At 74.3% G+C, this 20,542-nt stretch carries 17 protein-coding genes and 1 pseudogene; 10 read left to right on the plus strand and 8 right to left on the minus strand.

Features of this window, described 5'->3' with window-relative positions; translation table 11 throughout:
• The first annotated feature begins 27 nt into the window (after positions 1-27).
• The 3 genes and pseudogenes from ACZ4TG_RS02610 to ACZ4TG_RS02620 form a co-directional block, all read left to right on the plus strand.
• Positions 28-1,539 carry an MFS transporter gene (locus ACZ4TG_RS02610; RefSeq protein ID WP_468159479.1) on the plus strand — a complete coding sequence of 504 codons (1,512 nt, stop codon included), beginning with the start codon at positions 28-30 and terminating at the stop codon, positions 1,537-1,539.
• A gap of 93 nt (positions 1,540-1,632) precedes the next feature.
• Entirely contained in the window at positions 1,633-2,832 is a 1,200-nt protein-coding gene (locus ACZ4TG_RS02615; RefSeq protein ID WP_468159480.1) for an agmatine deiminase family protein, read from the plus strand.
• A 21-nt stretch (positions 2,833-2,853) separates the two neighbouring features.
• Positions 2,854-3,018 (plus strand): annotated as a pseudogene (locus ACZ4TG_RS02620) (hypothetical protein); the annotation flags it as partial.
• Here the strand turns inward: ACZ4TG_RS02620 and ACZ4TG_RS02625 are convergent.
• From ACZ4TG_RS02625 to ACZ4TG_RS02635, 3 genes are all read right to left on the minus strand, one after another.
• On the minus strand, positions 2,982-3,185 hold the full coding sequence (locus ACZ4TG_RS02625; protein WP_468159481.1) for a DUF6126 family protein: 204 nt from the start codon (positions 3,183-3,185) through the stop codon (positions 2,982-2,984). The pseudogene ACZ4TG_RS02620 and the gene ACZ4TG_RS02625 overlap by 37 nt on opposite strands.
• Positions 3,186-3,200: 15 nt before the next feature.
• A complete protein-coding gene (locus ACZ4TG_RS02630; RefSeq protein WP_468159482.1) occupies positions 3,201-3,845 on the minus strand; it encodes a helix-turn-helix domain-containing protein in 645 nt (214 codons plus the stop codon).
• Between the two features lie 63 nt (positions 3,846-3,908).
• Entirely contained in the window at positions 3,909-5,447 is a 1,539-nt protein-coding gene (locus ACZ4TG_RS02635) for an ATP-dependent DNA ligase (protein ID WP_468159483.1), read from the minus strand.
• Positions 5,448-5,734: 287 nt separating this feature from the next.
• Between ACZ4TG_RS02635 and ACZ4TG_RS02640 the strand changes: the two genes are divergently transcribed.
• From ACZ4TG_RS02640 to ACZ4TG_RS02655, 4 genes are all read left to right on the plus strand, one after another.
• On the plus strand, positions 5,735-8,545 hold the full coding sequence (locus ACZ4TG_RS02640) for an alpha/beta fold hydrolase (protein WP_468159484.1): 2,811 nt from the start codon (positions 5,735-5,737) through the stop codon (positions 8,543-8,545).
• Positions 8,542-9,408 (plus strand): ABC transporter permease, encoded by an 867-nt coding sequence (locus tag ACZ4TG_RS02645; protein WP_468159485.1) that lies wholly within the window; start codon positions 8,542-8,544, stop codon positions 9,406-9,408. Before ACZ4TG_RS02640 ends, ACZ4TG_RS02645 begins: the two co-directional genes overlap by 4 nt.
• Positions 9,409-9,802: 394 nt before the next feature.
• The gene (locus tag ACZ4TG_RS02650) at positions 9,803-10,024 is read left to right on the plus strand and encodes a carbonic anhydrase (protein ID WP_468159486.1); all 222 of its coding nucleotides are present in this window, start codon (positions 9,803-9,805) and stop codon (positions 10,022-10,024) included.
• Positions 10,021-10,173, plus strand: a complete 153-nt coding sequence (locus ACZ4TG_RS02655) for a hypothetical protein (protein ID WP_468159487.1) — start codon at positions 10,021-10,023, stop codon at positions 10,171-10,173. The genes ACZ4TG_RS02650 and ACZ4TG_RS02655 overlap by 4 nt, the downstream gene beginning before the upstream one ends.
• A gap of 16 nt (positions 10,174-10,189) precedes the next feature.
• Here the strand turns inward: ACZ4TG_RS02655 and ACZ4TG_RS02660 are convergent, their stop codons facing one another.
• The gene (locus ACZ4TG_RS02660) at positions 10,190-11,161 is read right to left on the minus strand and encodes a D-2-hydroxyacid dehydrogenase family protein (RefSeq protein WP_468159488.1); all 972 of its coding nucleotides are present in this window, start codon (positions 11,159-11,161) and stop codon (positions 10,190-10,192) included.
• A complete protein-coding gene (locus ACZ4TG_RS02665; protein WP_468159489.1) occupies positions 11,158-12,114 on the minus strand; it encodes an aldo/keto reductase in 957 nt (318 codons plus the stop codon). Before ACZ4TG_RS02665 ends, ACZ4TG_RS02660 begins: the two co-directional genes overlap by 4 nt.
• Positions 12,115-12,425: 311 nt before the next feature.
• Between ACZ4TG_RS02665 and ACZ4TG_RS02670 the strand changes: the two genes are divergently transcribed.
• On the plus strand, positions 12,426-12,926 hold the full coding sequence (locus ACZ4TG_RS02670) for a hypothetical protein (protein WP_468159490.1): 501 nt from the start codon (positions 12,426-12,428) through the stop codon (positions 12,924-12,926).
• 164 nt (positions 12,927-13,090) lie between these two features.
• Here ACZ4TG_RS02670 and galK read toward each other — a convergent pair whose 3' ends face one another.
• Genes galK through ACZ4TG_RS02685 form a run of 3 tightly spaced genes read right to left on the minus strand, consistent with a single transcriptional unit; the run spans position 13,091 to position 17,180 of the window.
• Positions 13,091-14,233 (minus strand): galactokinase, encoded by a 1,143-nt coding sequence (gene galK, locus ACZ4TG_RS02675; RefSeq protein ID WP_468159777.1) that lies wholly within the window; start codon positions 14,231-14,233, stop codon positions 13,091-13,093.
• A 5-nt stretch (positions 14,234-14,238) separates the two neighbouring features.
• Entirely contained in the window at positions 14,239-15,285 is a 1,047-nt protein-coding gene (galT, locus tag ACZ4TG_RS02680) for a galactose-1-phosphate uridylyltransferase (protein WP_468159491.1), read from the minus strand.
• A gap of 14 nt (positions 15,286-15,299) precedes the next feature.
• A complete protein-coding gene (locus tag ACZ4TG_RS02685) occupies positions 15,300-17,180 on the minus strand; it encodes a glycoside hydrolase family 35 protein (RefSeq protein ID WP_468159492.1) in 1,881 nt (626 codons plus the stop codon).
• 193 nt (positions 17,181-17,373) lie between these two features.
• Between ACZ4TG_RS02685 and ACZ4TG_RS02690 the strand changes: the two genes are divergently transcribed.
• Both ACZ4TG_RS02690 and ACZ4TG_RS02695 read left to right on the plus strand, forming a co-directional pair.
• A complete protein-coding gene (locus ACZ4TG_RS02690; protein WP_468159493.1) occupies positions 17,374-18,489 on the plus strand; it encodes a LacI family DNA-binding transcriptional regulator in 1,116 nt (371 codons plus the stop codon).
• A 137-nt stretch (positions 18,490-18,626) separates the two neighbouring features.
• Positions 18,627-20,045 carry an ABC transporter substrate-binding protein gene (locus ACZ4TG_RS02695; protein ID WP_468159494.1) on the plus strand — a complete coding sequence of 473 codons (1,419 nt, stop codon included), beginning with the start codon at positions 18,627-18,629 and terminating at the stop codon, positions 20,043-20,045.
• Positions 20,046-20,542: the final 497 nt, after the last annotated feature.

The following is a 20,542-nucleotide window of genomic DNA, read 5'->3' on the forward strand; positions in this document are numbered from 1 at the left end:
ACCGGCCACCCGGGCCAGCCTGAGGACATGACCGAAGCCGACCGGCCGACCGACGGGCCGCCCTCCTCGGGGCCACCCGGACCCGACGTCCCGCTCGCGTCCGCCCGGGGCCGGTGGATCCTGCTGACCACCGTGCTCGGGTCGGGGATGGCCATGCTCGACTCGACGGTGGTCAACGTGGCGCTCCCGCGCATCGGGCAGGATCTCGACGCCGATCTCGCGGTGCTCCAGTGGACGGTGAACGCCTACCTGCTGACCCTGGCCGGGCTGATCCTGGTCGGCGGGGCGCTCGGTGACCGGTTCGGGCGGCGCCGGATCTTCGTGCTCGGCGTGGTGTGGTTCGCGGCGGGCTCGCTGCTGTGCGGGATCGCGCCGAACGCCGGGGTGCTGATCGGCGCCCGCGCCCTGCAGGGGGTCGGCGGCGCGCTGCTGACCCCCGGTTCGCTCGCACTGATCCAGGGCTCCATCCGGCGGGGCGACCGGCCGCGGGCGGTCGGCCTGTGGTCCGGACTGGGCGGGGTGGGCGCGGCCGTGGGGCCCTTCCTCGGCGGCTGGCTGGTGGACGGGCCCGGCTGGCGCTGGGTGTTCCTGCTGAACGTGCCGCTGGCCGCCGTATGCGTGCCGGTGGCGCTGAGACACGTACCGGAGTCCCGGGATCCGCAGGCGCACGGCCGCTTCGACGTGGCCGGGGCGGTGCTCGGCGCATCGGCGCTGGCCCTGCTGACGTACGCGCTGATCGAGGCCCGGTCCGGGACGGCCGCGGTGGTCGGCGCGGCGGTGGGCGGGGTGCTGCTGGCCGCGGTCTTCGTGCTCGTGGAGCGGCGGCGGGCCGATCCGATGGTGCCGCCCGAGATCTTCTCCTCCCGCCAGTTCACGGCCGTCAACCTGGTCACCCTGTGCGTGTACGCGGCCTTCGGCGGGTTCTTCTTCCTCGTGATCCTCCAGCTCCAGGTGGTGTGCGGGTATTCGGCGCTGGCCGCCGGAGCCGCCCTGCTGCCCACCACCGCCCTGATGCTGCTGCTGTCCGCCCGGTCCGGGGCGCTCGCGGAGCGGATCGGGCCGCGGATCCCGCTGACGGTGGGGCCGCTGCTGTGCGCGGCCGGAATGCTCCTGGCGGTGCGGATGGGGCCGGACGCCTCGTACGTCCGGGACGTGCTGCCCGCGCTGATCGTGCTGGGGATGGGAATGGTGGCCCTGGTGGCTCCGCTGACGGCGACCGTACTGGCCTCGGTGGACCCGGGCCGGGCGGGGCTGGCCAGCGGTATCAACAACGCCGCCGCGCGGGCCGCGGGCCTGCTCGCGGTGGCGGCGCTGCCGCTGCTGGCCGGCATGGGGCCCGACGCCTACCTCACGGCGGACCTCTTCGACGCGGCCTTCGGGCGTGCCATGTTCTGGTGTGCGGGGGTGCTGGTGGTCGGAGCCGTGCTGGCGTGGGCGACCGTACGCACCTTCGCCCCCGACGCGCCCCAGCCGCAGTGCCGCACCCAGTGCGGGATCACCGCCCCGGCGCTCGAACGCCCGAGGACGACGGAGCGGTGAGCCCTCGCCCGGCGGGCGCAGAATGATTGACTGAAAATTCAGTTAGTGCCACAGTGCGGCTACCTCTCATCCACTCCTCCTTCGGAGGTTCGAATGAATCCAAGCCGTAGAAAACTGCTCCTTTCGGCGGGAGCGGGAGCTGTCGGCCTGACCCTCGGCGTCACCGCCCCGCAGTCCGCCCAGGCCGATCAGGCCGATCAGGCCGATCAGGCCGATCAGGCCGATCAGGCCGATCAGGCCATCCCGGGGGCCCAGGACGCCCGGGGTGTCCGGGCCGGGGCCGCCGGCCGGATGACCGTTCCGCTCGACGACGTACCGCACCTGCGCACCTGGATGGCCTGGCCCTCCAGCCGCTCCATCTGGGGCTCCGACCTCGCCGGGGTGCAGCAGGACATCGCCCTCATCGCCCGGACCGTCGCCCGCTACGAGCCCGTCGTGATGTGCGCGGCCGACGCGAGCGCGGCGGCCACGGCCCGGTCCCGCTGCGGTTCCACCGTCACGGTCATCTCCTCGATACCGGTCGACGACCTCTGGATGCGCGACAGCGGCGCCGTCTTCCGCCGGGACGGCGCGGGCTCCGTGGACGCGATCGGCCTGAACTTCAACGGCTGGGGCAACAAGCAGACCCACCGCAAGGACCAGAACGTGGCCCGGCTGATCGCCTCCCGCGAGACGCTGCCGTTCGTCACCAGCACCTTCGTCGGGGAGGGCGGCGCGGTCGAGACCGACGGCGACGGCACCGTGATGGCCACCGAGAGCAGCCTGGTCAACAAGAACCGCAACCCGGGTCTGAGCCGGGCCCAGGTGGAGGCCAGGGTCCTCGCCGCCTACGGCGCGGACAAGATGATCTGGGTCCCCGGGATCAAGGGCCAGGACATCACCGACGACCACATCGACGTCACGTCCCGGTTCGTCCGGCCCGGCGTGGTGGTGGTCCAGGTACCGCCCCCCGGCCGCACCGACATCTGGGCCCAGGACGCCCGGCAGCAGCTCGCGATCCTGTCCGCCGCCACCGACGCCAAGGGCCGCAGGCTCCAGGTCCTCAAGGTCGACGGCCCGGACACGCTGCGCTCCGGCAGCCCCGACTTCGTCGACTCCTACCTCAACTTCCACCTGGCCAACGGCGCGGTGATCACCTCCCAGTTCGGGGACCGGGCCAAGGACGCCGGGGCCGAGAAGGCGCTGGCGGCGGCCTTCCCGGGCCGGGAAGTGGTCCAGCTCGACGTCGACCGCCTGATGGGCGGCGGTGGGGGCATCCACTGCTCGACGATGCAGCAGCCGGCCGCGGGCTGACATCCGGCGTGCTGGAGCGCGGCGGCGGACCTGACGGCGGGTACGGTCACCACCGCCGTCGGGGCCGTGTGCGTGCTGCGCGTCCGGCGGGCCCGCGATCCGCCCCCGCTCGGCTGGGTCCGGCGCGGGCCGGAAGGGGCTCGGGGCGCCTACTGGTTCTGGCCGCCCAGGACGAAGAGCAGGTAGACGAAGAACGCGAAGAGGTGGCCGACGAAGAGATAGGCGACCAGGCGGATGATCAGACCCCGCGGAAACTTCGACTCGAAGCGCTTGAGCAGGGTCACCGGCTCCGGCTGGGCTTCCTCGGACGTGGCGGTGGTTCCGTTCGCGGTCACGTTCTCTTCCTGGGACATGGTGCGGCTCCTGCGCTAGTGGTGGTGGGTGGTCGCGGCGCCGAGGCACAGCCCGGCGCGGCTGCTCTGGAGCAGCGTGTGGACGAACAGCAGGTCGGCGCCGGCGGGGGTGGCCGCGCCGATGCGGTGGGGGGTGAGCGAGTCGAAGTGCGCGCTGTCGCCCGGGTCCAGCAGGTACTCGGCCTCCCCCAGGCGCAGCCGCAGCCGCCCGGTCAGGACGTACAGCCATTCCTCTCCGGGGTGTACGCGGACCAGCTCGCCCTGGTCGCGGGTGGGCGGGACGTGCACCCGCAGGGCCTGCATCCCGCGCCCCGAGCCGCCGGCCTGCCAGTACGTCCAGCCGTCGGCCTCGCGGGCCCCGGGTCCGCCCGCCCGTACGATGGGATCGGCCACGGCGGGGGCCTCGCCGAGCAGCTCGGAGACCGTCGTACCGTAGGTGCGGGCGAGTTCGAGGAGCAGCGGCAGCGAAGGCTGGCGCCGCCCGGTCTCCAGCCGGGACAGGTGGGCGGGCGAGAGCCCGGCCCGTGCGGCGGCGGCTTCCAGCGTGAGGCCGGCGCGGCGGCGCAGTTCGCGCAGCTGCGGGGCCACGGCGGGCAGCTCCGCCGTCTGGGTGTCGTCCCCGGCCGCTTCTGCGGGGCCGGGAGCAGGACCGGTTGTCATGCCCCGATTGAGCCAGATCCTTACCTCATTGGCAATTCTCCTTACCTCTGAGGCAAAGAGCGTCTACTCGGGCCGCCCGCCGAGCACCGTGTCCACCGTGTCGGCCTGATCCGCGCTCTTGTCCGGGCGGTGCCGCAGCACCCGCGCGAAGCGCAGCGCCACTCCGGCCGGGTAGCGCGGCGAGCGCTGGAGCCCGTCGTAGGCGATCTCTACCACCAGCTCGGGCCGCACCCGGACGGTGAAGCCGTCGTCCTCCACGGCCAGCTCGCGCAGCCGTTCGGTCTGCCAGCGCAGCATCACATCGGTGAGGCCCTTGAAGGTCTTGCCGAGCATCGCGTACGTGCCGTCGGCGGCCCGGGCCCCCAGATGCAGGTTGGACAGCAGTCCGGTGCGACGGCCATGACCCCATTCGGCGGCGAGGACCACCAGGTCGAGGGTGTGCACCGGTTTGACCTTGAGCCAGTGTCTGCCGCGCCGTCCCGCCGCGTAGGCCGAGTCGAGGCCCTTGACCATCACTCCCTCGTGGCCCCGGCGCAGGGCCTCGGCCGAGAACTCCTCGGCCGCCGCCCGCGCCCCGTCCGCCGCCGGGTCCTCGATGACCAGGCGCCGGACCCTGGAGGCCTCCGGGACCAGCTCCGCGAGCGCCGCGTACCGCTCGCGGACGGGCAGGTCGAGGAGTACGTCGTCGCCCCCCGCCAGGATGTCGAAGAAGTACGCGGTCACCGGAAGGACCTTGCGGGCCGCGGCCACGTCCACCCGGGAGCCGACCCGGCTCGCGACCTCCTGGAAGGGGACGGGACGCCCCTCGGGGCTCTGCCCGATGACCTCCCCGTCGAGGATGAACCGCTCGCCGGGCAGCGCCCGCGCCAGCTCGGCCACCTCCGGCAGCCGGTCGGTGATCTCGTCGAGGGAGCGCGTGTAGATCCGTACGCCGTCCTCCGCGCGGTGCACCTGGACGCGGATCCCGTCCAGCTTCTCCTCCACCGCGCACGGCCCGAGCGCCGTCAGCGCCTCCGCCACCGACTTGGCGGTGCCGGCCAGCATCGGCTGCACCGGCTGCCCGACCCGCAGGGCCACCCCGCGCAGCGCCTCGGCCCCCTCGGCGAGGACGGCCGCCGCGACCCGGGGCAGGGAGCCGTCCAGCATCACGGCGCGGCGCAGCTCGGCGGCCGGCACCCCGGCGGCCGCGGCCACCCCCTCCAGGGCCACCGCGTCCAGCGCGCCCTGGCGCACCTCGCCGGACAGCAGGCTGCGCAGGAACCGCTGTTCGGGCTCGGTGGCCGCGCCGAGCAGGGCTGCCACGATCCGCCCCCGCGCGGCCTGCGAGCCGGGGCCCGCCAGCGCGGCCAGTTCGGTCACCGCGGCGTCGACCGCGGCGACGGTGAGCGTGGGCAGCGCGGCGGGTGCGGTCTCCCGGCCCAGGGTCCGCCAGCCGACGCCGGGGCGGCCCTGCGGGAGGCGCCCCGCGAGGTAGGAGATGACCAGCCCGGCCTCCTCTGGGGGCGCGGCGGCGAACAGCTCCGCGAGCAGGGCGGTCTTCCGGGACCGGGCGGAGGTCTCGGCGACCTCCCGGGACACGCGCGCGACCTCGGCCAGCAGCATGCGGCCCATCCTCCCGCCGCTCGCCGTCCGGCGCAGGTCGGGGGCGCGGGCAGAGCGCCGCGGGTGCGCGCGGGCAGAGCACCGGCGGGAGCGTGCGGGCCGGGCACCGGCGGGAGCACGCGGGCCGAGCACCGGCGGGAGCACGCGGGCCGGGCACCGGCGGGTGCGCGCCTGTCGCCGTGTACCGCGGGCGCGGTACGCGGGCCCGCCCGTGTAGTCCTCGAGAAGGTGTCGACCTCACCCTGCGGACGCTCCGGCGCCGGGGGCCTGGCGTTTAGGGTTCCCGTATGAAGCTCCGACTGCCCCGGCGCCGCCGGGACCGCCTGCTGGCCGGCGGCGCCGCCCTGGCCGTCCTGGCGGGGGCCGGTACGTTGACGGCCACCGCCGTGGCGTCCGCCGATCCGCCCGCCGTGCACCGTCAGGACCACGTGCTGCAGATGCCCGGCGCCGGCATCGACATCTCGTACTTCACCGCCGGGGAGGGGCCGGACGCGGCGGAGAAGCGTCCCGCCGTCCTTCTCGGCCACGGATTCGGCGGGAGCAAGGAAGACGTCCGCGGGCAGGCCGAACAGCTGGCCCGCGACGGGTACGCCGTCCTGACCTGGTCGGCGCGCGGCTTCGGCCGCTCGGGCGGCCGGATCGGGCTGAACGACCCCGAGCACGAGGTCAAGGACGTCTCCCGGCTCATCGACTGGCTCGCGGCCCGGCCCGAGGTGCGGCTCGACGCGGACGGCGATCCGCGCGTCGGCGTGTCCGGGGCCTCGTACGGCGGTGCGGCGGCGCTGCTCGCCGCCGGGTACGACCGCCGGGTGGACGCCATCGCCCCGCAGATCACGTACTGGAACCTCGCCGACGCCCTCTTCCCGAACGACGTGTTCAAGAAGCTGTGGACCGGGATCTTCTTCACCACCGGCGCGGCGAGCACCAACCCGGGCGGAGCCGCTCCGGACACGGGCGCGGCGGCGGACACCGGCACGGCGGGCACCGGCACGGCGGGCACCGGCGCGGGCACCGGCCCCCGCGCCCAGGGGCAGCCCGCCGACTCCGCGGCCTCGCCGGGCTGCGGACGGTTCCAGCCGGAGCTGTGCGCGATGTACGAACGGGTCGCGGTGGCCGGGAAGCCGGACGCCGAGGCCCGTGAGCTGCTGGAGAAGCGCAGCCCCTCGGCCGTGGGCGAAAGGATCAAGGTGCCCGCCCTGATCGTGCAGGGCCAGGAGGATTCCCTCTTCCCGCTGGATCAGGCCGATGCCATGGCCAAGGCCATCGCGGCCAACGGCGCCCCCGTCGCGGTGGACTGGGCGGCCGGCGGACACGACGGCGGCATGCGCGAGTCCGGCCGCATCGAGGCCCGCGTGACGGCCTGGTTCGACCGCTACCTCAAGGGCGGCGCGGACGGGAAGGGCGCCGTCACCGGCCCGGCGTTCCGGGTCTCGCGCACCGGCGGCATCGACTCCACCGACGGGACGGTGCAGGTGCGCGGTGCGAGCGCCGACCGCTACCCCGGGCTCACCTCCGGGCCGCGGGAGTTCGCCCTCACCGGCCGCGAGCAGAGCTTCGCGAACCCGGCGGGCGGCGCCCCGCCGTCGCTGTCCGCGCTGCCCGGCATCGGCGGACAGCTCGCCTCCTTCGGAGCCGGGCTGTCGCTGGACTTCCCGGGGCAGAACGGCCGGTTCGAATCGGAGCCGCTGGCCGAGGGCGTACGGATCACCGGGACCCCGACCGTCACCCTGAAGGTGAGGTCGACGGCTGCGGACGGTTCGGCGGTGCTGTTCGGCAAGGTGTACGACGTGGGGCCCGACGGGCGCCAGCAGGTGCTGCCCAGTCAGCTGGTCGCCCCGGTACGGGTGTCGGACGCCCAGCAGGGCCGGACCGTGCGGCTGCGGCTGCCGGCCGTGGACCACGCCGTCGAGGCCGGGCACCGGCTGCGGCTCGTGGTCGCCGCCACCGACCTCGGGTACGCGTCCCCCGCCGCGCCCGCCGTGTACACCGTCTCGGCGGAGGGCCCCCTGTCCGTGCCCGTCGCCCCTGAGGTGCGGACCGCGGCGGCCGCCCTGCCCGCCTGGACCTGGTGGCTGCCGCTGGGCGCTGTGGCGCTGGCCGCGGGGCTCTTGGGGATCCGGAGGACCGGCAGGGGCCGCGCCGGGACGCGGGCGGGAGCACCGCAGCCCGAACCCGCACTGGCCGACGTACCACTCGAAATCACCGGGCTGACGAAGCGCTACGCGAAGTCCCAGGACCGCTACGCCGTGCGGGACCTGTCCTTCCGGGTGGAGAAGGGCCAGGTGCTGGGTCTGCTCGGGCCCAACGGAGCCGGGAAGACCACCACCCTGCGGATGCTGATGGGGCTGATCTCGCCGGACGCCGGGGAGGTCCGGGTGTTCGGGCACGCGGTGCGGGCCGGGGCTCCGGTGCTGTCGCGGGTCGGCGCCTTCGTCGAGGGCGCGGGTTTCCTGCCGCACCTGACGGGCAGGGCCAACCTGGAGCTCTACTGGCAGGCCACCGGCCGGCCAGTAGAGGATTCCCACATGGCGGAGGCCCTGGAGATCGCCGGGCTCGGCGACGCCCTGGAACGCGCGGTGCGCACGTACTCGCAGGGCATGCGGCAGCGGCTCGCGATCGCGCAGGCCATGCTCGGCATGCCGGACCTGCTGATCCTCGACGAGCCGACGAACGGTCTGGACCCGCCGCAGATCCGGGAGATGCGGGACGTCATGATCCGCTACGCGGCCGCCGGGCGGACTGTCATCGTCTCCAGCCACCTGCTCTCGGAGGTCGAGCAGACCTGCACGCACCTGGTGGTCATGGACCGCGGCCGGCTCGTCCAGGCGGGCGAGGTCGCGGAGATCACCGGGGGCGGGGACACCCTGCTGGTGACCCTGGCCGGGCCGGTGGACGAGCCCCTCCTGGAGAAGGTGGGGGCCCTGGAAGGGGTCGGTTCCGTCGTCGCCGCCGATGACGGGCTGCTCGTACGGCTCGAAGGTGCGACGGCCGCCGGGCTGATCGCGGAACTCGTACGGCTGGAGGTGCCGGTGTCCGGAGTGGGGCCGCACCGTCGGCTGGAGGACGCGTTCCTCACCCTGATCGGAGGTTCGGCGTGAGCGCCGTGACAGAGGTGGCCGCCGGCTACCGGGCGGGCCGGACGCTCCCGCTGCGGGTGGAGGCACTGCGCCAGTGGCGCCGGCGGCGGACGCTGGTGATGGGCGGGGTGCTGGCGGCACTGCCGTTCATCATGATCATCGCGTTCGCCGTGGGCGGCGGACCGGACAACGGCGGGGGCGGACGCAACGGCCGGATCAGCCTGATCGACACGGCGACGGCCTCGGGGGCGAACTTCGCGGCCACCTGCCTGTTCGTGTCGGCGGGCTTCCTGCTGGTGGTCCCGGTCGCGCTGTTCTGCGGGGACACGGTGGCCTCCGAGGCCGGCTGGTCCTCGCTGCGCTACCTGCTGGCCTCGCCGGTGCCGAGGGCGCGGCTGCTGTGGAGCAAGCTGGTGGTGGCGCTGGGGTTCAGCCTGGCGGCGATGGTGCTGCTGCCGGTGGTGGCGCTCGCGGCGGGCACGGCGGCGTACGGGTGGGGGCCGCTGAAGCTGCCCACCGGCGGGGCGCTGCCCGCCGCGGACACGGTGCCGCGGCTGGCGCTGGTCGTCGCCTTCATCTTCGTGTCGCAGCTGGTCACGGCCGGGCTGGCGTTCTGGCTGTCGACGCGGACGGACGCGCCGTTGGGCGCGGTCGGCGGGGCGGTCGGTCTGACCATCGTCGGGAACGTGCTGGACGCGGTGACCGCGCTGGGGTCTTGGCGGGAGTTCCTGCCGGCGCACTGGCAGTTCGCGTGGGCGGACGCGCTCCAGCCGCAGCTGGAGTGGGGCGGGATGATCAAGGGGGTGGCGGTGTCGGTGTCGTACGCGGTGGTGCTGTTCGCCCTCGCCTTCCGGGGGTTCTCCCGCAAGGACATCGTGTCCTGAGCCCTTGAGCTCCGCCGGCCGACGCCGGTACCGGCCCGGGCGGCCCGCGCGATGCGGGCCTCCCGGGCCGTTTCCGTGGGGTGCGGGCGGGGCGGGGGGCGTCCGCGGTGGGCCGTCAGGGGCGTCGGGGGGCGTGCGCGCTCGTGCCTGCCGCCGCTCCGGCCCGGCGAGCCCGGACAATCGCCGTCGTCAGGACGTACGGGCGACTGCGCGGAGCACCAACCATGGACAGGGCAGGACTCGCACCCCGTCGGGCCGCGCTCACCGGCGGCCGCGCGATCACCGCGGTCACGCTGGCGGGCTGGCGGGCTGTTCCCCGGCGACCACCGCGAAGGTGAACACGGCGGCGCCGGAACCGTCCCCGGCCACGCCGAAGTCGGCGTTCACGCGGCTGATGCACGGCAACAGGCGCTGGGTCAGCGGTGACCTGGAGCATCCCAACAGGGATCCGGACCGCCGCGAGCTCGTGGCCCAGGGGCAGGAGCCCTTCGGCGTGGTCCTGGGTTGCATCGACTCCCGAGTGCCGCCGGAGCTGGTCTTCGACACCGGGGTCGGCGACCTGTTCGTGCTGAAGCGACCGTCGAGGACCCCGGCGCCGATGCCGTCGACACCATGATCCGGAACCAGATCACGATCACCGCGGACGGCCTGCGCGGCAACGCCGACCTGGCGCCCCTCGTCAAGAAGGGCTCCCTGGCCGTCGTCGGCGGCTACTACTCGCTGGACACCGGTCAGGTGGAGGTCCTGACCGGCGCACCCGCCTGAACCGGACCCCGTCCTCCTACGGGAGGACGCGGACGGGCGCGCCGTCGAGGAACGCGCGGATGTCCTCGACGGCTTCGCCGTAGTAGGTGGCGTAGTTGTCCCGCGTGACATAGCCCAGATGCGGTGTGGCGAGCAGGTTCGGCGCCGTGCGCACGGGGTGTCCGGCGGGCAGCGGCTCGATGTCGAAGACGTCGAGTCCGGCGCCCGCGATGCGCCCGCCCTGCAGGGCCTCGATCAGCGCGTCCTGGTCGACGATGGCCGCCCGGGAGGTGTTGACCAGATACGCGGTCGGGCGCATCAGCGCCAGTTCCGCGGCCCCGATCAGCCCGCGGGTGCGCTCGCCGAGGACGAGGTGGACGGAGACGAAGTCGCTGTCCGCCAGGAGTTCCTCCTTGGACGCGGCGAGGGACACGCCTGCCGCTTCGGCCCGCTCCTTGGTGAGGTTCTGGCTCCAGGCCGTCACCTCCATGCCGAAGGCCAGAGCGACCTGCGCCACCCGGCCGCCGATCTTGCCGAGACCCAGCAGTCCGAGCCGCCGTCCTTGGAGGTCGGCGCCGAGGGTGTGCTGCCAAGGGCCCCCGGCGCGCAGGGCGGTGTTCTCGGGGACGATGCCCCGCGCCAGGCCCAGCAGCAGGGCCCAGGTGATCTCGACGGCCGGGGCGGAGGAGCTGGCGGTGCCGCACACCGTCACCCCGTTGCGCTCGGCGGCGGCGTAGTCGATGACCGTGTTGCGCATGCCGCTGGCGACGAGCAGCTTGAGGCGGGGCAGCCGGTCCAGCAGTGAGGCCGGGAAGCCCACGCGCTCGCGCAGGGTGACGACGATGTCGAACTCCGCCAGGCGGGCGGCGAGCAGGTCCTCGTCGCAGAGGTGGTCGGTGTGGGTGACGACCTCCACCCGGTCGCCGACGGAGGACCAGTCCGCGACGGTGGTCGCCACCCCCTGGTAGTCGTCCAGGACGGCGCAGCGCAGGACGGGCCCGGGGTTCACCGCTCCCCCGCGCCGATGCCGTCGATGGCGTCGATCTCCGCGAGCAGCGCGGCTTCCAGCGGGCGGTCGGCGACGGCGGCGTTCGCCCGTACCTGCTCGGGGGAGGTGGCGCCGGCGATGACGGAGGCGCAGCCGGGCTGGGCGGAGAGCCAGCCGATGGCGAGCTCCAGGACGGTGCGGTCGTACTTCTCCGCGATCGCGGCCAGGGCCTCGACGGTGTCCAGGCGTTCGTCGGTCAGGTAGGCGTCGCGGCCCTCCAGCCGGGAGCCGGCCGGGACGGGCGCGCCCCGGCGGATCTTCCCGGTGAGCAGGCCGTTGGCCAGGGGGAAGTACGGGAGCACGCCGACGCCGTAGTGCAGGGCGGCGGGTACGAGGTCCCGTTCGACGGACCGCTGGAGCAGCGACCACTCGTTCTGCGCCGATACGAAGGGGGCCGCGCCGGTCTCCCGGGCGACGTGGGCGGCCTCGGCGAGCTGCCAGCCGCTGAGGTTGGAGTGCCCGATGTAGCGGACCTTGCCCTCGGTGACGAGCTCGGTGAGCGCGGCGAGGGTTTCGGCGATGGGGACGTCCGGGTCGGGGCTGTGCAGCTGGTAGAGGTCGATGTGATCGGTCTCCAGGCGGCGCAGGGACTCCTCGACGGCGCGTCGGATGTAGGCGCGGCCGCCGCGTGACCCCGCGGCGGGCCCGTACTCCATGTCCACGCCGTCGTAGCCGAACTTGGTCGCGAGGACGACCTGGTCGCGGCGGCCCTTGAGGGCCTGGCCGAGGTGGGTCTCGGAGCCGCCCCGGCCGCCGTAGATGTCGGCGGTGTCGAGGAGGGTGATGCCCGCGTCGAGGGCGGCGTCGACGACGGCGCGGGTGGCCCGGGCGTCGAGGCGGCCGCCGAAGTTGTTGCAGCCGAGGCCGACCGCGGACACCCGCAGACCTGAACTGCCCAGGGGGACATAGCGCATGGGTTCGCTCCTCCACTCTCGCGACTGCGTGATCAACAGGAAGTTACCCCAGGCGCAGGGCTCGTGGAGGTGCCGGGCGGCCCGGGATCCCCCCTGCCGGTCAGCCGCGTCGGAGGGGGCCGGCGAGGCGCTTGGCGACGGCCCGGGCCTCCTGCACCGAACAGGCACCCAGGTCGGGGGCCTTCGCGGGGGCCTTCGCGGGGGCCTTCGCGGGGGCCTTCGCGGGGGCCTTCGCGGGGGCCTTCGCGGATGTCGGCGCCGGTGGCCGGGGCGATGGTGACGGCGGCGGTGGCCTACGGCAGGCTGACCCCGTGTCGAACTTCTTCCACGGCGGCAACGGCCGCTGCCTGGACCTCAACAACAACGCCACGGCGGTCTTCGTCGACGTGCTGGTCCTGGCCGTGTCCTCACTTGCCCGCGAGCCGTGGCACTTCCGCTTCGCCGCCCTCCTGACGCTCCAGGACCAGGCCGTCATGGGCCGGGGCGCCGTCGGCTTCCGCCTCGCCGAGCTCGACTGGGGTGCCGAGCCCGGGGAGCGAGCGGCCGCGAAGGAGTTCCTGCTGCGCGTCCTCGACCTCGCCCTGACCCGGCACCGGTGGGAGGAACTGACCTACGAGCCCGCCCGCGCCGAGGGGTACCTGCGGGAGTACCGGGCGATGGTCGAGGAGTTCGACCCGGCGACCGCCGAGCGCCCCGGCTGGAAGGTCATGCCCGGCCCGGAAGAGGCCGCCGTGGCCTCCTGCGTGCGCCACCGGGTGCTGGACGCGCTGCCGTTGTGGGAAGGCTGCGTGTTCTGTACGGCCGGATGCTGAGGACGCGCGTCCCGCACCGCGGGGCGACGCGCCGGACGGGCGCGCGTCGCGCACCGCAGGGCGGGCTCGGAGCCCGGGCAGGGGCGACGCGCCGGAGCCGGGCGGCCGGGAGGGCCCGGCCGCCGGCTGCCCGGGGCCGGCCGGGCCGGCCCCGCTTCCCCGGGCTACAGCAGGCGGCTCGCGCCCGCCGACGGCGCCGCCGGGGTGATGCGCGGCGCCTTGAACCCCGCGCGCGCGAAGGCCTCCGTCACCGCCCGGGCCACCGAGGGCTCCGCGTCCGCGTCGACCAGGGCCAGGGCCGAGCCGCCGAAGCCGCCGCCGGTCATCCGGGCCCCGTACGCGCCCGCCGCGTTCGCGGTGGCCACGGCCAGGTCGAGCTCCGGGCAGGACACCTCGTAGTCGTCGCGCAACGAGGCGTGCCCCTCGGTGAGCAGCGGGCCCGTCTCGCGCAGCCGCCCGGCCCGCAGCAACTCCTCCACCCGCAGGACGCGTTGGTCCTCGGTGACGACGTGCCGGACGCGCCGGCGCGCGACGGGGTCGGCGAGGCGGTCCAGCGCCCCCTCCAGCTCCTGGTACGCGAGGTCGCGGAGGGCCGGCAACCCGAGCTCGGCGGCCGCCCGGTGGCAGGAGGCGCGGCGCTCGGCGTAGGCGCCGTCGGCCAGGTCGTGCTGGACGCGGGTGTCGATGACCAGGAGGCGCAGGCCCGCCGCCGCGCAGTCGAAGGGGATGTGCCGCTGTTCGAGGCTGCGGGTGTCCAGGCGCAGGGCGTGGCCGTCGGTGGCGCAGGCCGAGGCCATCTGGTCCATGACTCCGCAGGGCACTCCGACGTACGCGTTCTCGGCCCGCCGGGCGAGTGCGGCCACCTCGGTGCGGGTGAGCGGGAGTTCGTGGAGCTCGGCCAGGGCCAGGGTGGTGGCCACCTCCAGCGCGGCGGAGGAGGACAGCCCGGCTCCGGTCGGCACGTCGGACCGTACGTGCAGGTCCGCCCCGCCGGTCGCGAGCCCGGCGTCCAGGAGTGCCCAGACCACCCCGGCCGGGTAGGCGGCCCAGCTCTGCGGCGGGTGGGCCGGGTCCAGGTCGGAGAGGGCGAGGGTGATCGTGCCCGAGGGGACGTCGGCGGAGTGGAGCCTGAGGGTCCCGTCAGTGCGCCGGGCCACCGCCACCTCGGTGCGCTGCGGCAGCGCGAAGGGCAGGGCGAAGCCGTCGTTGTAGTCGGTGTGTTCGCCGATCAGGTTGACGCGGCCCGGGGCCGCCCAGACCCCCTCGGGCGGATACCCGTACAGCTCCCGGAACTGCTGCGCGACCATCCGGCTCACGGGCTCGCCACCTCCCGCAGGCGGGCCGCCGCGTCCTCCGGCCGCACGTCGTTCATGTAGGCCTCCATCCCGGACTCGGTTCCCGCGAGGTACTTCAGCTTGTCGGCGGTGCGGCGGACGGTGAACAGCTCCAGGTGGAGCGCGAAGTCCTCCCGCCCCTCCCCCGTCGGGGCCTGGTGCCAGGCGGAGATGTACGGGGTCGGACCGGAGCTCCCGAACAGCCGGTCGAAGCGGCGCAGCAGCTCCAGGTAGACCCGGGGGAACTCGGCGCGGGCCGCTTCGTCCAGGGCGGGCAGGTCGGGAACCCGGCGGTGCGGGTGGAGGTGGACCTCGTACGGCCAGCGCGCGGCGTACGGCACGAAGGCGGTCCAGTGTTCCCCTTCGAGGACCACCCGGGAGCCGTCGGCCCGCTCGTCGGCCAGGACCCGCTCGAAGAGGTTCTCCCCGCCGGTGCGGGCCCGGTGGGCGGCGACGGTGGCGAGCATGCGGGTGGTGCGCGGGGTGACGAAGGGGAAGGCGTAGATCTGGCCGTGCGGATGGGCGAGGGTGACCCCGATCTCGATGCCCCGGTTCTCGAAGCAGTAGACCTGGCGCACCCCTGCGCGGGCGGAGAGTTCCCCGGTGCGGTCGGTCCAGGCCGCCAGCACCAGCGCGGCCCGCTCCTCGTCGAGTCCGGCGAAGGAGGTCTCGTGGTCCGGGGTGAAGCAGATGACCTCGCACCGGCCGGTGTCGCCCGCGAGGGAGGGGAACCGGTTCTCGAAGACGGCCACCTCGTAGTCCGGGGCCGGGATCTCGCTCGCGCGGCCCTCGGTGGAGGGGCACAGCGGACAGGCGTCGGCGGGCGGGAGGTGGGTCCGGCCCTGGCGGTGGGAGGCGATGACCACCGCGTCGCCGAGCAGTGGGTCGCGGCGCACCTCGGAGGTGGTGGCGAGTGCGGCGGCGTCGAGGGGGCGGGTGTCCGGGAAGGAGCGGGCCGCGCTCTCGTCGGTGTCGTAGTAGAGGATCTCGCGTCCGTCGGCGAGGCGGGCACTGGTGCGCTTCACGTGGAGATCTTCTCTCACTGGAGGGTGACCACCGTGGGGCGGCCGAGGTCGGGCTGGTCGCGCAGCGGCAGCTCGGTGCCGGGGCGTTCCAGTTCGAGGACGACGATCTCGTTGTCGCCGGTCCGCCAGAGGGGGGCGGGGGCGTAGAGGGTGCGCTGCGGGCCGCGCGGGGTGTCGTAGTGGCCGAGGAGGAAACCGTTCAGCCACAGCAGACCGGTTCCCCAGCCGGACACGTCGATGAATCCGTCGGCGGGCGCGTCGCCGACGGGGTGGGTGAAGCGGTGGAAGACGGGTCGTCCCTCGTTCTCGCCCTCGTGCCCGCCCTCGTGCCAGGCCTCGTGCCCGCCCTCGTGCCAGGCCTCGTGCCCGCCTTGGCCCTCGCCCTCGTGTCCGTTCCGCGGGGCTGTCCGCGACCATTTCAGGGCGCTGAGATCGCCGAGCGGCAGCGGCCTGATCTCCCACTCGAACAGCTGCTGGTGGCCGTGCCGGACCCCGCGCCAGATGCCCTTGCGGTCGTCGAGCAGCGGGCCGTAGTTGACCCGGCCCTGCGCGCTGACCAGTACGTCGAGGACCACTCCGCCCTCACCGACGGGCAGGTCGAGGCCCTCGTCCGGGGCGTTGCGGTCGAGGATGCCGAGGAGGGCTCCGTCGGCGAAGACGTACGCGCGGTCCCCGAGCCCGTCGATCCGCAGGGGCATGGCGGGGCGGGGGCCTGTGACGGTGGTCCGGTAGTGGATCAGGCCGTGGTTCTGGCCGAGCTTCTCCATCGGCTCGGGTGCGGGGCGCAGTACGGGTGCGCCGCCGAGCGCGTCGAGGTGCGCGAGGAGCGGGGCGCGGCCGGCGGGGGTGGCGACGGCGGGTGCCATGCGCGGCCGTGGCGCGGGGAGCGGGCCGTCCGGCACGGGTGCGTATTTGGCGATGACCTCGCGGAAGGCGTGGAACTTGGGGGTGAGTTCACCGGCCTCGCCGATGGGGGCGTCGTAGTCGTAGCTGGTGACGGTGGGCTGGTAGCCGGGGTCTGTGGGGCGCGATCCGGTGTGGTTGGCGCCGGCCCAGAAGCCGAAGTTGGTGCCGCCGTGGGCCATGTAGAGGTTGACGGAGGCGCCGGTGGCGAGGAGCTCGTCCAGTGACGCGGCGGCGTCCTCGACCGAGCGGACGTGGTGGTCCTCGCCCCAGTGGTCGAACCAGCCGATCCAGAACTCCATCGCGGTGAGCGGCCCGGTGCTCTGGTAGCGGCGCAGGAGGGCGAGGCGTTCGGCGGGCTTGGCGCCGAAGGTGGCGGTGGCGAGCCGGCCGGGCACCGTGCCGCCCTGGAGCATGGCGTCCTCGGGGCCGTCGGCGGTGAACAGCAGGCAGTCCACGCCGCGCTCGGTGAGCGCCCGCTCCACGTGGGCGCGGTAGCGGGTGTCGTTCCCGTACGAGCCGTACTCGTTCTCGATCTGTACCGCGACGACGGGGCCGCCCCGGCTCGTGAGGTGCGGCAGCAGTTCCGGGACGACGAGGTCGAACCAGCCGTCGACCTCGGCCTGGAAGCGGGGGTCAGAGCAGCGCAGGTGCAGCCCGTCGACGGCGAGGAGGCGGGCGGGCAGGCCGCCGAAGTCCCATTCGGCGCAGATGTACGGGCCCGGGCGGACGATCGCGTCGAGTCCGAGGTCCTGGGCGATGCGCAGGAAGCGGCCGAAGTCCCGCCAGCCGGTGAAGTCGGCCTTGCCGGGGGCGGTCTCGTGGAAGTTCCAGGGAACGTACGTGTCCACGGTGTTGGCGCCCAGGGCGCGCAGCCGGGTGAGCCGGTCCTCCCACAGGTCGGGATGGACCCGGAAGTAGTGCAGGGAGCCCGAGACGATGCGGTGGGGGCGGGCCGCGCGCCGGAATCCGTCCTGGTCGTACGTGAGCATGCGCTGACTCCCGAGAGAGGTCGAGATGCTGTGGCGAGGTGCGGGACGCCGCCGAATATATGAACGCCCCGTCCATGCCGTCAATGACCAGTTGAACGAAAGCGATCGATTCGATCGTTTCACTTCACTATGATGGCGGTGCACACCACGGATACCGACGGGCAGACCGCGGGAAGACCGCAGGGGGAACACCTTGAGACCACATGTGGACCAGCGCCAGGCGCAGGTGCTCGCGCTCGTCCGGGCACGGGGCAGCGTGCGCGTCGCGGACCTGGCCCGGGAGCTCGGCATCTCCCCCGTGACCCTGCGGCGCGACATCGAGGCCATGGCGGCCCGGGGCGAGATCCAGCGGATGCACGGGGTGATCAGCCGGGTCGAGCACCGGCCGGCCCCGCCCTCCGGCGCATCCGAGGGCGCCTCGGCCTTGCGGGAGCCGACGGCCGCTCCGGTGCGGCCGGGGCTGGTGATCGGGATGGTCGTGCCGACCACCGAGTACTACTACGCCGATGTCGTACGGGGGGCCCGCGAGGTGGTGGAGGCGCGGGGGGCGCGCCTGACCGTGGGGCTGACCCGGTACCTGCCCGGCGAGGACCGGACCCAGGCGGACCGGCTGCTGTCGACCGGCGCGGACGGGCTGCTGCTGACGCCGAACTGGGACACCGGCTCGGCGGGGCCGGGAGAGGGGGCGTGGACGGCGGAGCTGGCGGTGCCGACGGTGCTGGTGGAGCGGTCGGCCCCGCCCGGGCACCCGGCGGCCGCGCTGGACCGGGTGGTGTCGGACCACGCGCACGGGGCGGCCCGGGCGGTGCAGCACCTGGTGGCGCTCGGGCACCGCCGGATCGCGCTGGCCTGCCAGGAGACCCCGACCACGGCGCGGCTGCGGGCCGGGTACGAGGCGGCCGTCGCCGCGCTGGGGCTGGAGCCCGCGCCCCCGTGGCCGCCGGCCGGGGCGGATCCGCTGACGGTGGCCGACCGGTTCGCCCGGGCCCTGGACTACCTGTGCGGGGCGGTGACCACGGGCGGTGTGACCGCCGCTCTGATCCACAGCGACACCGACGCGATCATGCTGATCCCGCGGCTTCAGGCGCGGGGGGTGCGGGTGCCGGAGGACCTGGCCGTGATCACGTACGACGACGAGGTGGCCGGGCTGGCCGACGTACCGCTGTCGGCGGTGGCGCCCGCCAAGCGGGAGGTGGGAGCGCGGGCGGCGGGGCTGCTGCTGGACCGGCTGGCCACAGGTCCGGGCGGCGGGCCGGAGGCGCCGCGGCAGCACCTGGAGCTGCTGCCGCGACTGACGATCCGCGCATAACGGACGGGAGGGGCGCGGCAATTGATTGTTTCGATCGAGTTGCGCATTCGCTCTTGACGGTGTGCGTGTTCGCGCAAAAGATGGGCCGCGTTCTCCCATCCGCCGCCGTCAGCGGTCGTGTCCGTAGGAGCCGAATCATGTCGCGCAGCTTCCGTCGCCCCCTCCGCCCGTCCCGGCTTTCTCTCCTGTCCTGGCCGTCACGTCCTGCTCGTCCTGGTCGTCCTGGTCGTCCCGCTCGTACGGTCCGCCTGCCCCGCCTCGCCCTGACCGCCTCGGTCGCCTCCCTGGCGCTGCTCGCCACCGCCTGCGGCGGCGGTGACGGGGCGACGGGCGCCCAGGCTTCGGCCGGTGCGCCCGGCTCCGCGGACCAGCCGGTCACCGTCACCTACTGGTCCTCCTCGGCGGGCGCGCAGCAGACGGCCGACGCGTTCAACAAGACGCACCCGAACATCCAGGTGAAGTTCTCGGCGATCCCCGGCGGCCCGGACGGGGCGGCCAAGCTGGCGAACGCGGTCAAGGGCGGCAACGCGCCCGACATCGCGACGATGGACTACTCGGCGCTCCCCGAGTTCGCGAGCGGCGGCAACCTGGAGGACCTCAGCGCGACCTCCGGGAAACTCGTAGCGGAGAAGTTCCCGGAGGCGGTTCAGTCGCTGGTGAAGCTGGGCGGCAAGACGTGGGCGGTGCCGTTCGACGTGACCCCGCTCGAACTCTTCTACCGGAAGGACATCTTCGAAAAGCACGGGGTGGCCGTGCCGAAGACGTGGGAGGAGTACAAGGCGGCCGCGGAGAAGATCAACAAGGCCGATCCGTCGGTGCGGATCACCAACTTCGGTGGTGGCGATCCGGCGGTACTGGCCGGACTGTCGTGGCAGGCGGGCGCGAAGTGGTACGGGACCGAGGGTGACAAGTGGAAGGTGGCGATCAACGATCCCGCCTCGAAGAAGGTCGCGGAGTTCTGGAACGGACTGATGGCGTCGGGGGTCGCCTCGAAGACCCCGCTGTGGGGCGAGGGTGAGGCGAAGGAACGATCCTCCGGGCAGGTCGCGACGGTCGTCGGCGCCGCCTGGACGGCGGGGACCTTCCTGGCGAACTACCCGGACCTGAAGGGCAAGTGGGGCATCGCCCCGCTGCCGACGTGGGACGGCAAGCCGGCGACCGGGATGTACGGCGGCACCTCGTACATCGTGCCGAAGGGGAGCAAGCAGACCAGGGCGGCGGCGGAGTTCATCAGGTGGGTGACCACCGAGCCGGACGCGATCCAGGCCCGGCTCAGCTCGCTCAAGGCCCCCAGCAGCGCCCTGCCGGCCAACCCCGAGATGCGGGCGGAGGCGGCGAAGCTGTTCGACGCCTCGTACTTCGACGGGCAGAACCCGTACGCCCTGGCGGGCGAGGCGGCGGCGACGATCGTGCCCGGCTGGACGTGGGGGCCGACGCACCTCCAGGTCAACTCGGCGCAGAACGCGGCCGGCCCGGACCTGGTGAAGGCCCTCTCCGAGGGGCAGGCGGCCGCGGAGAAGGCCATCAAGGACCGCGGCCTGGGCCTGGCCGACTGATGCCCGCCCGCACCCCCTCGACCCCGGCCGGCCGCAACACCCCGGCCGGCCCGGACGCTCCGGCCGGCCCGGACGCTCCGACCACCCCGGGTGGCCCCGCCGCTTCGACGACCCCGGGAGGCGCGGACACTCCGACGACCCCGGCCGGTCCGGTCGCTTCGACCACCCCGGGAGGCCCGGATACTCCGGCAGCCCCGGGAGGCCCGGACACTCCGACCACCCCGGCCGGCCCCGACGCTGCGGCAACCCCAGGAGGCCCCGACGCTCCGGCCACCCCGGCCGGCCCGGGTATCCCGGCGGCCCAACGGGATGCCGGGGGCGGCCCGGCCCCCGCGTGGAACGCCGAGGGCACCGGTGCGGTCCGGGCCGGCGGCGCCCAACCGGGTCCGGCCGCCGCCGGCCCCACCGGCGCGGGCATCCGTACCGCGGCCGAGCCCAACGCCGCTCCCGCCCTCCGCACCGCCCGCGCCACGGGCACCACCCGCAACCCACACACC

It is taken from the genome of Streptomyces sp. NPDC028314 (genome assembly GCF_055565795.1).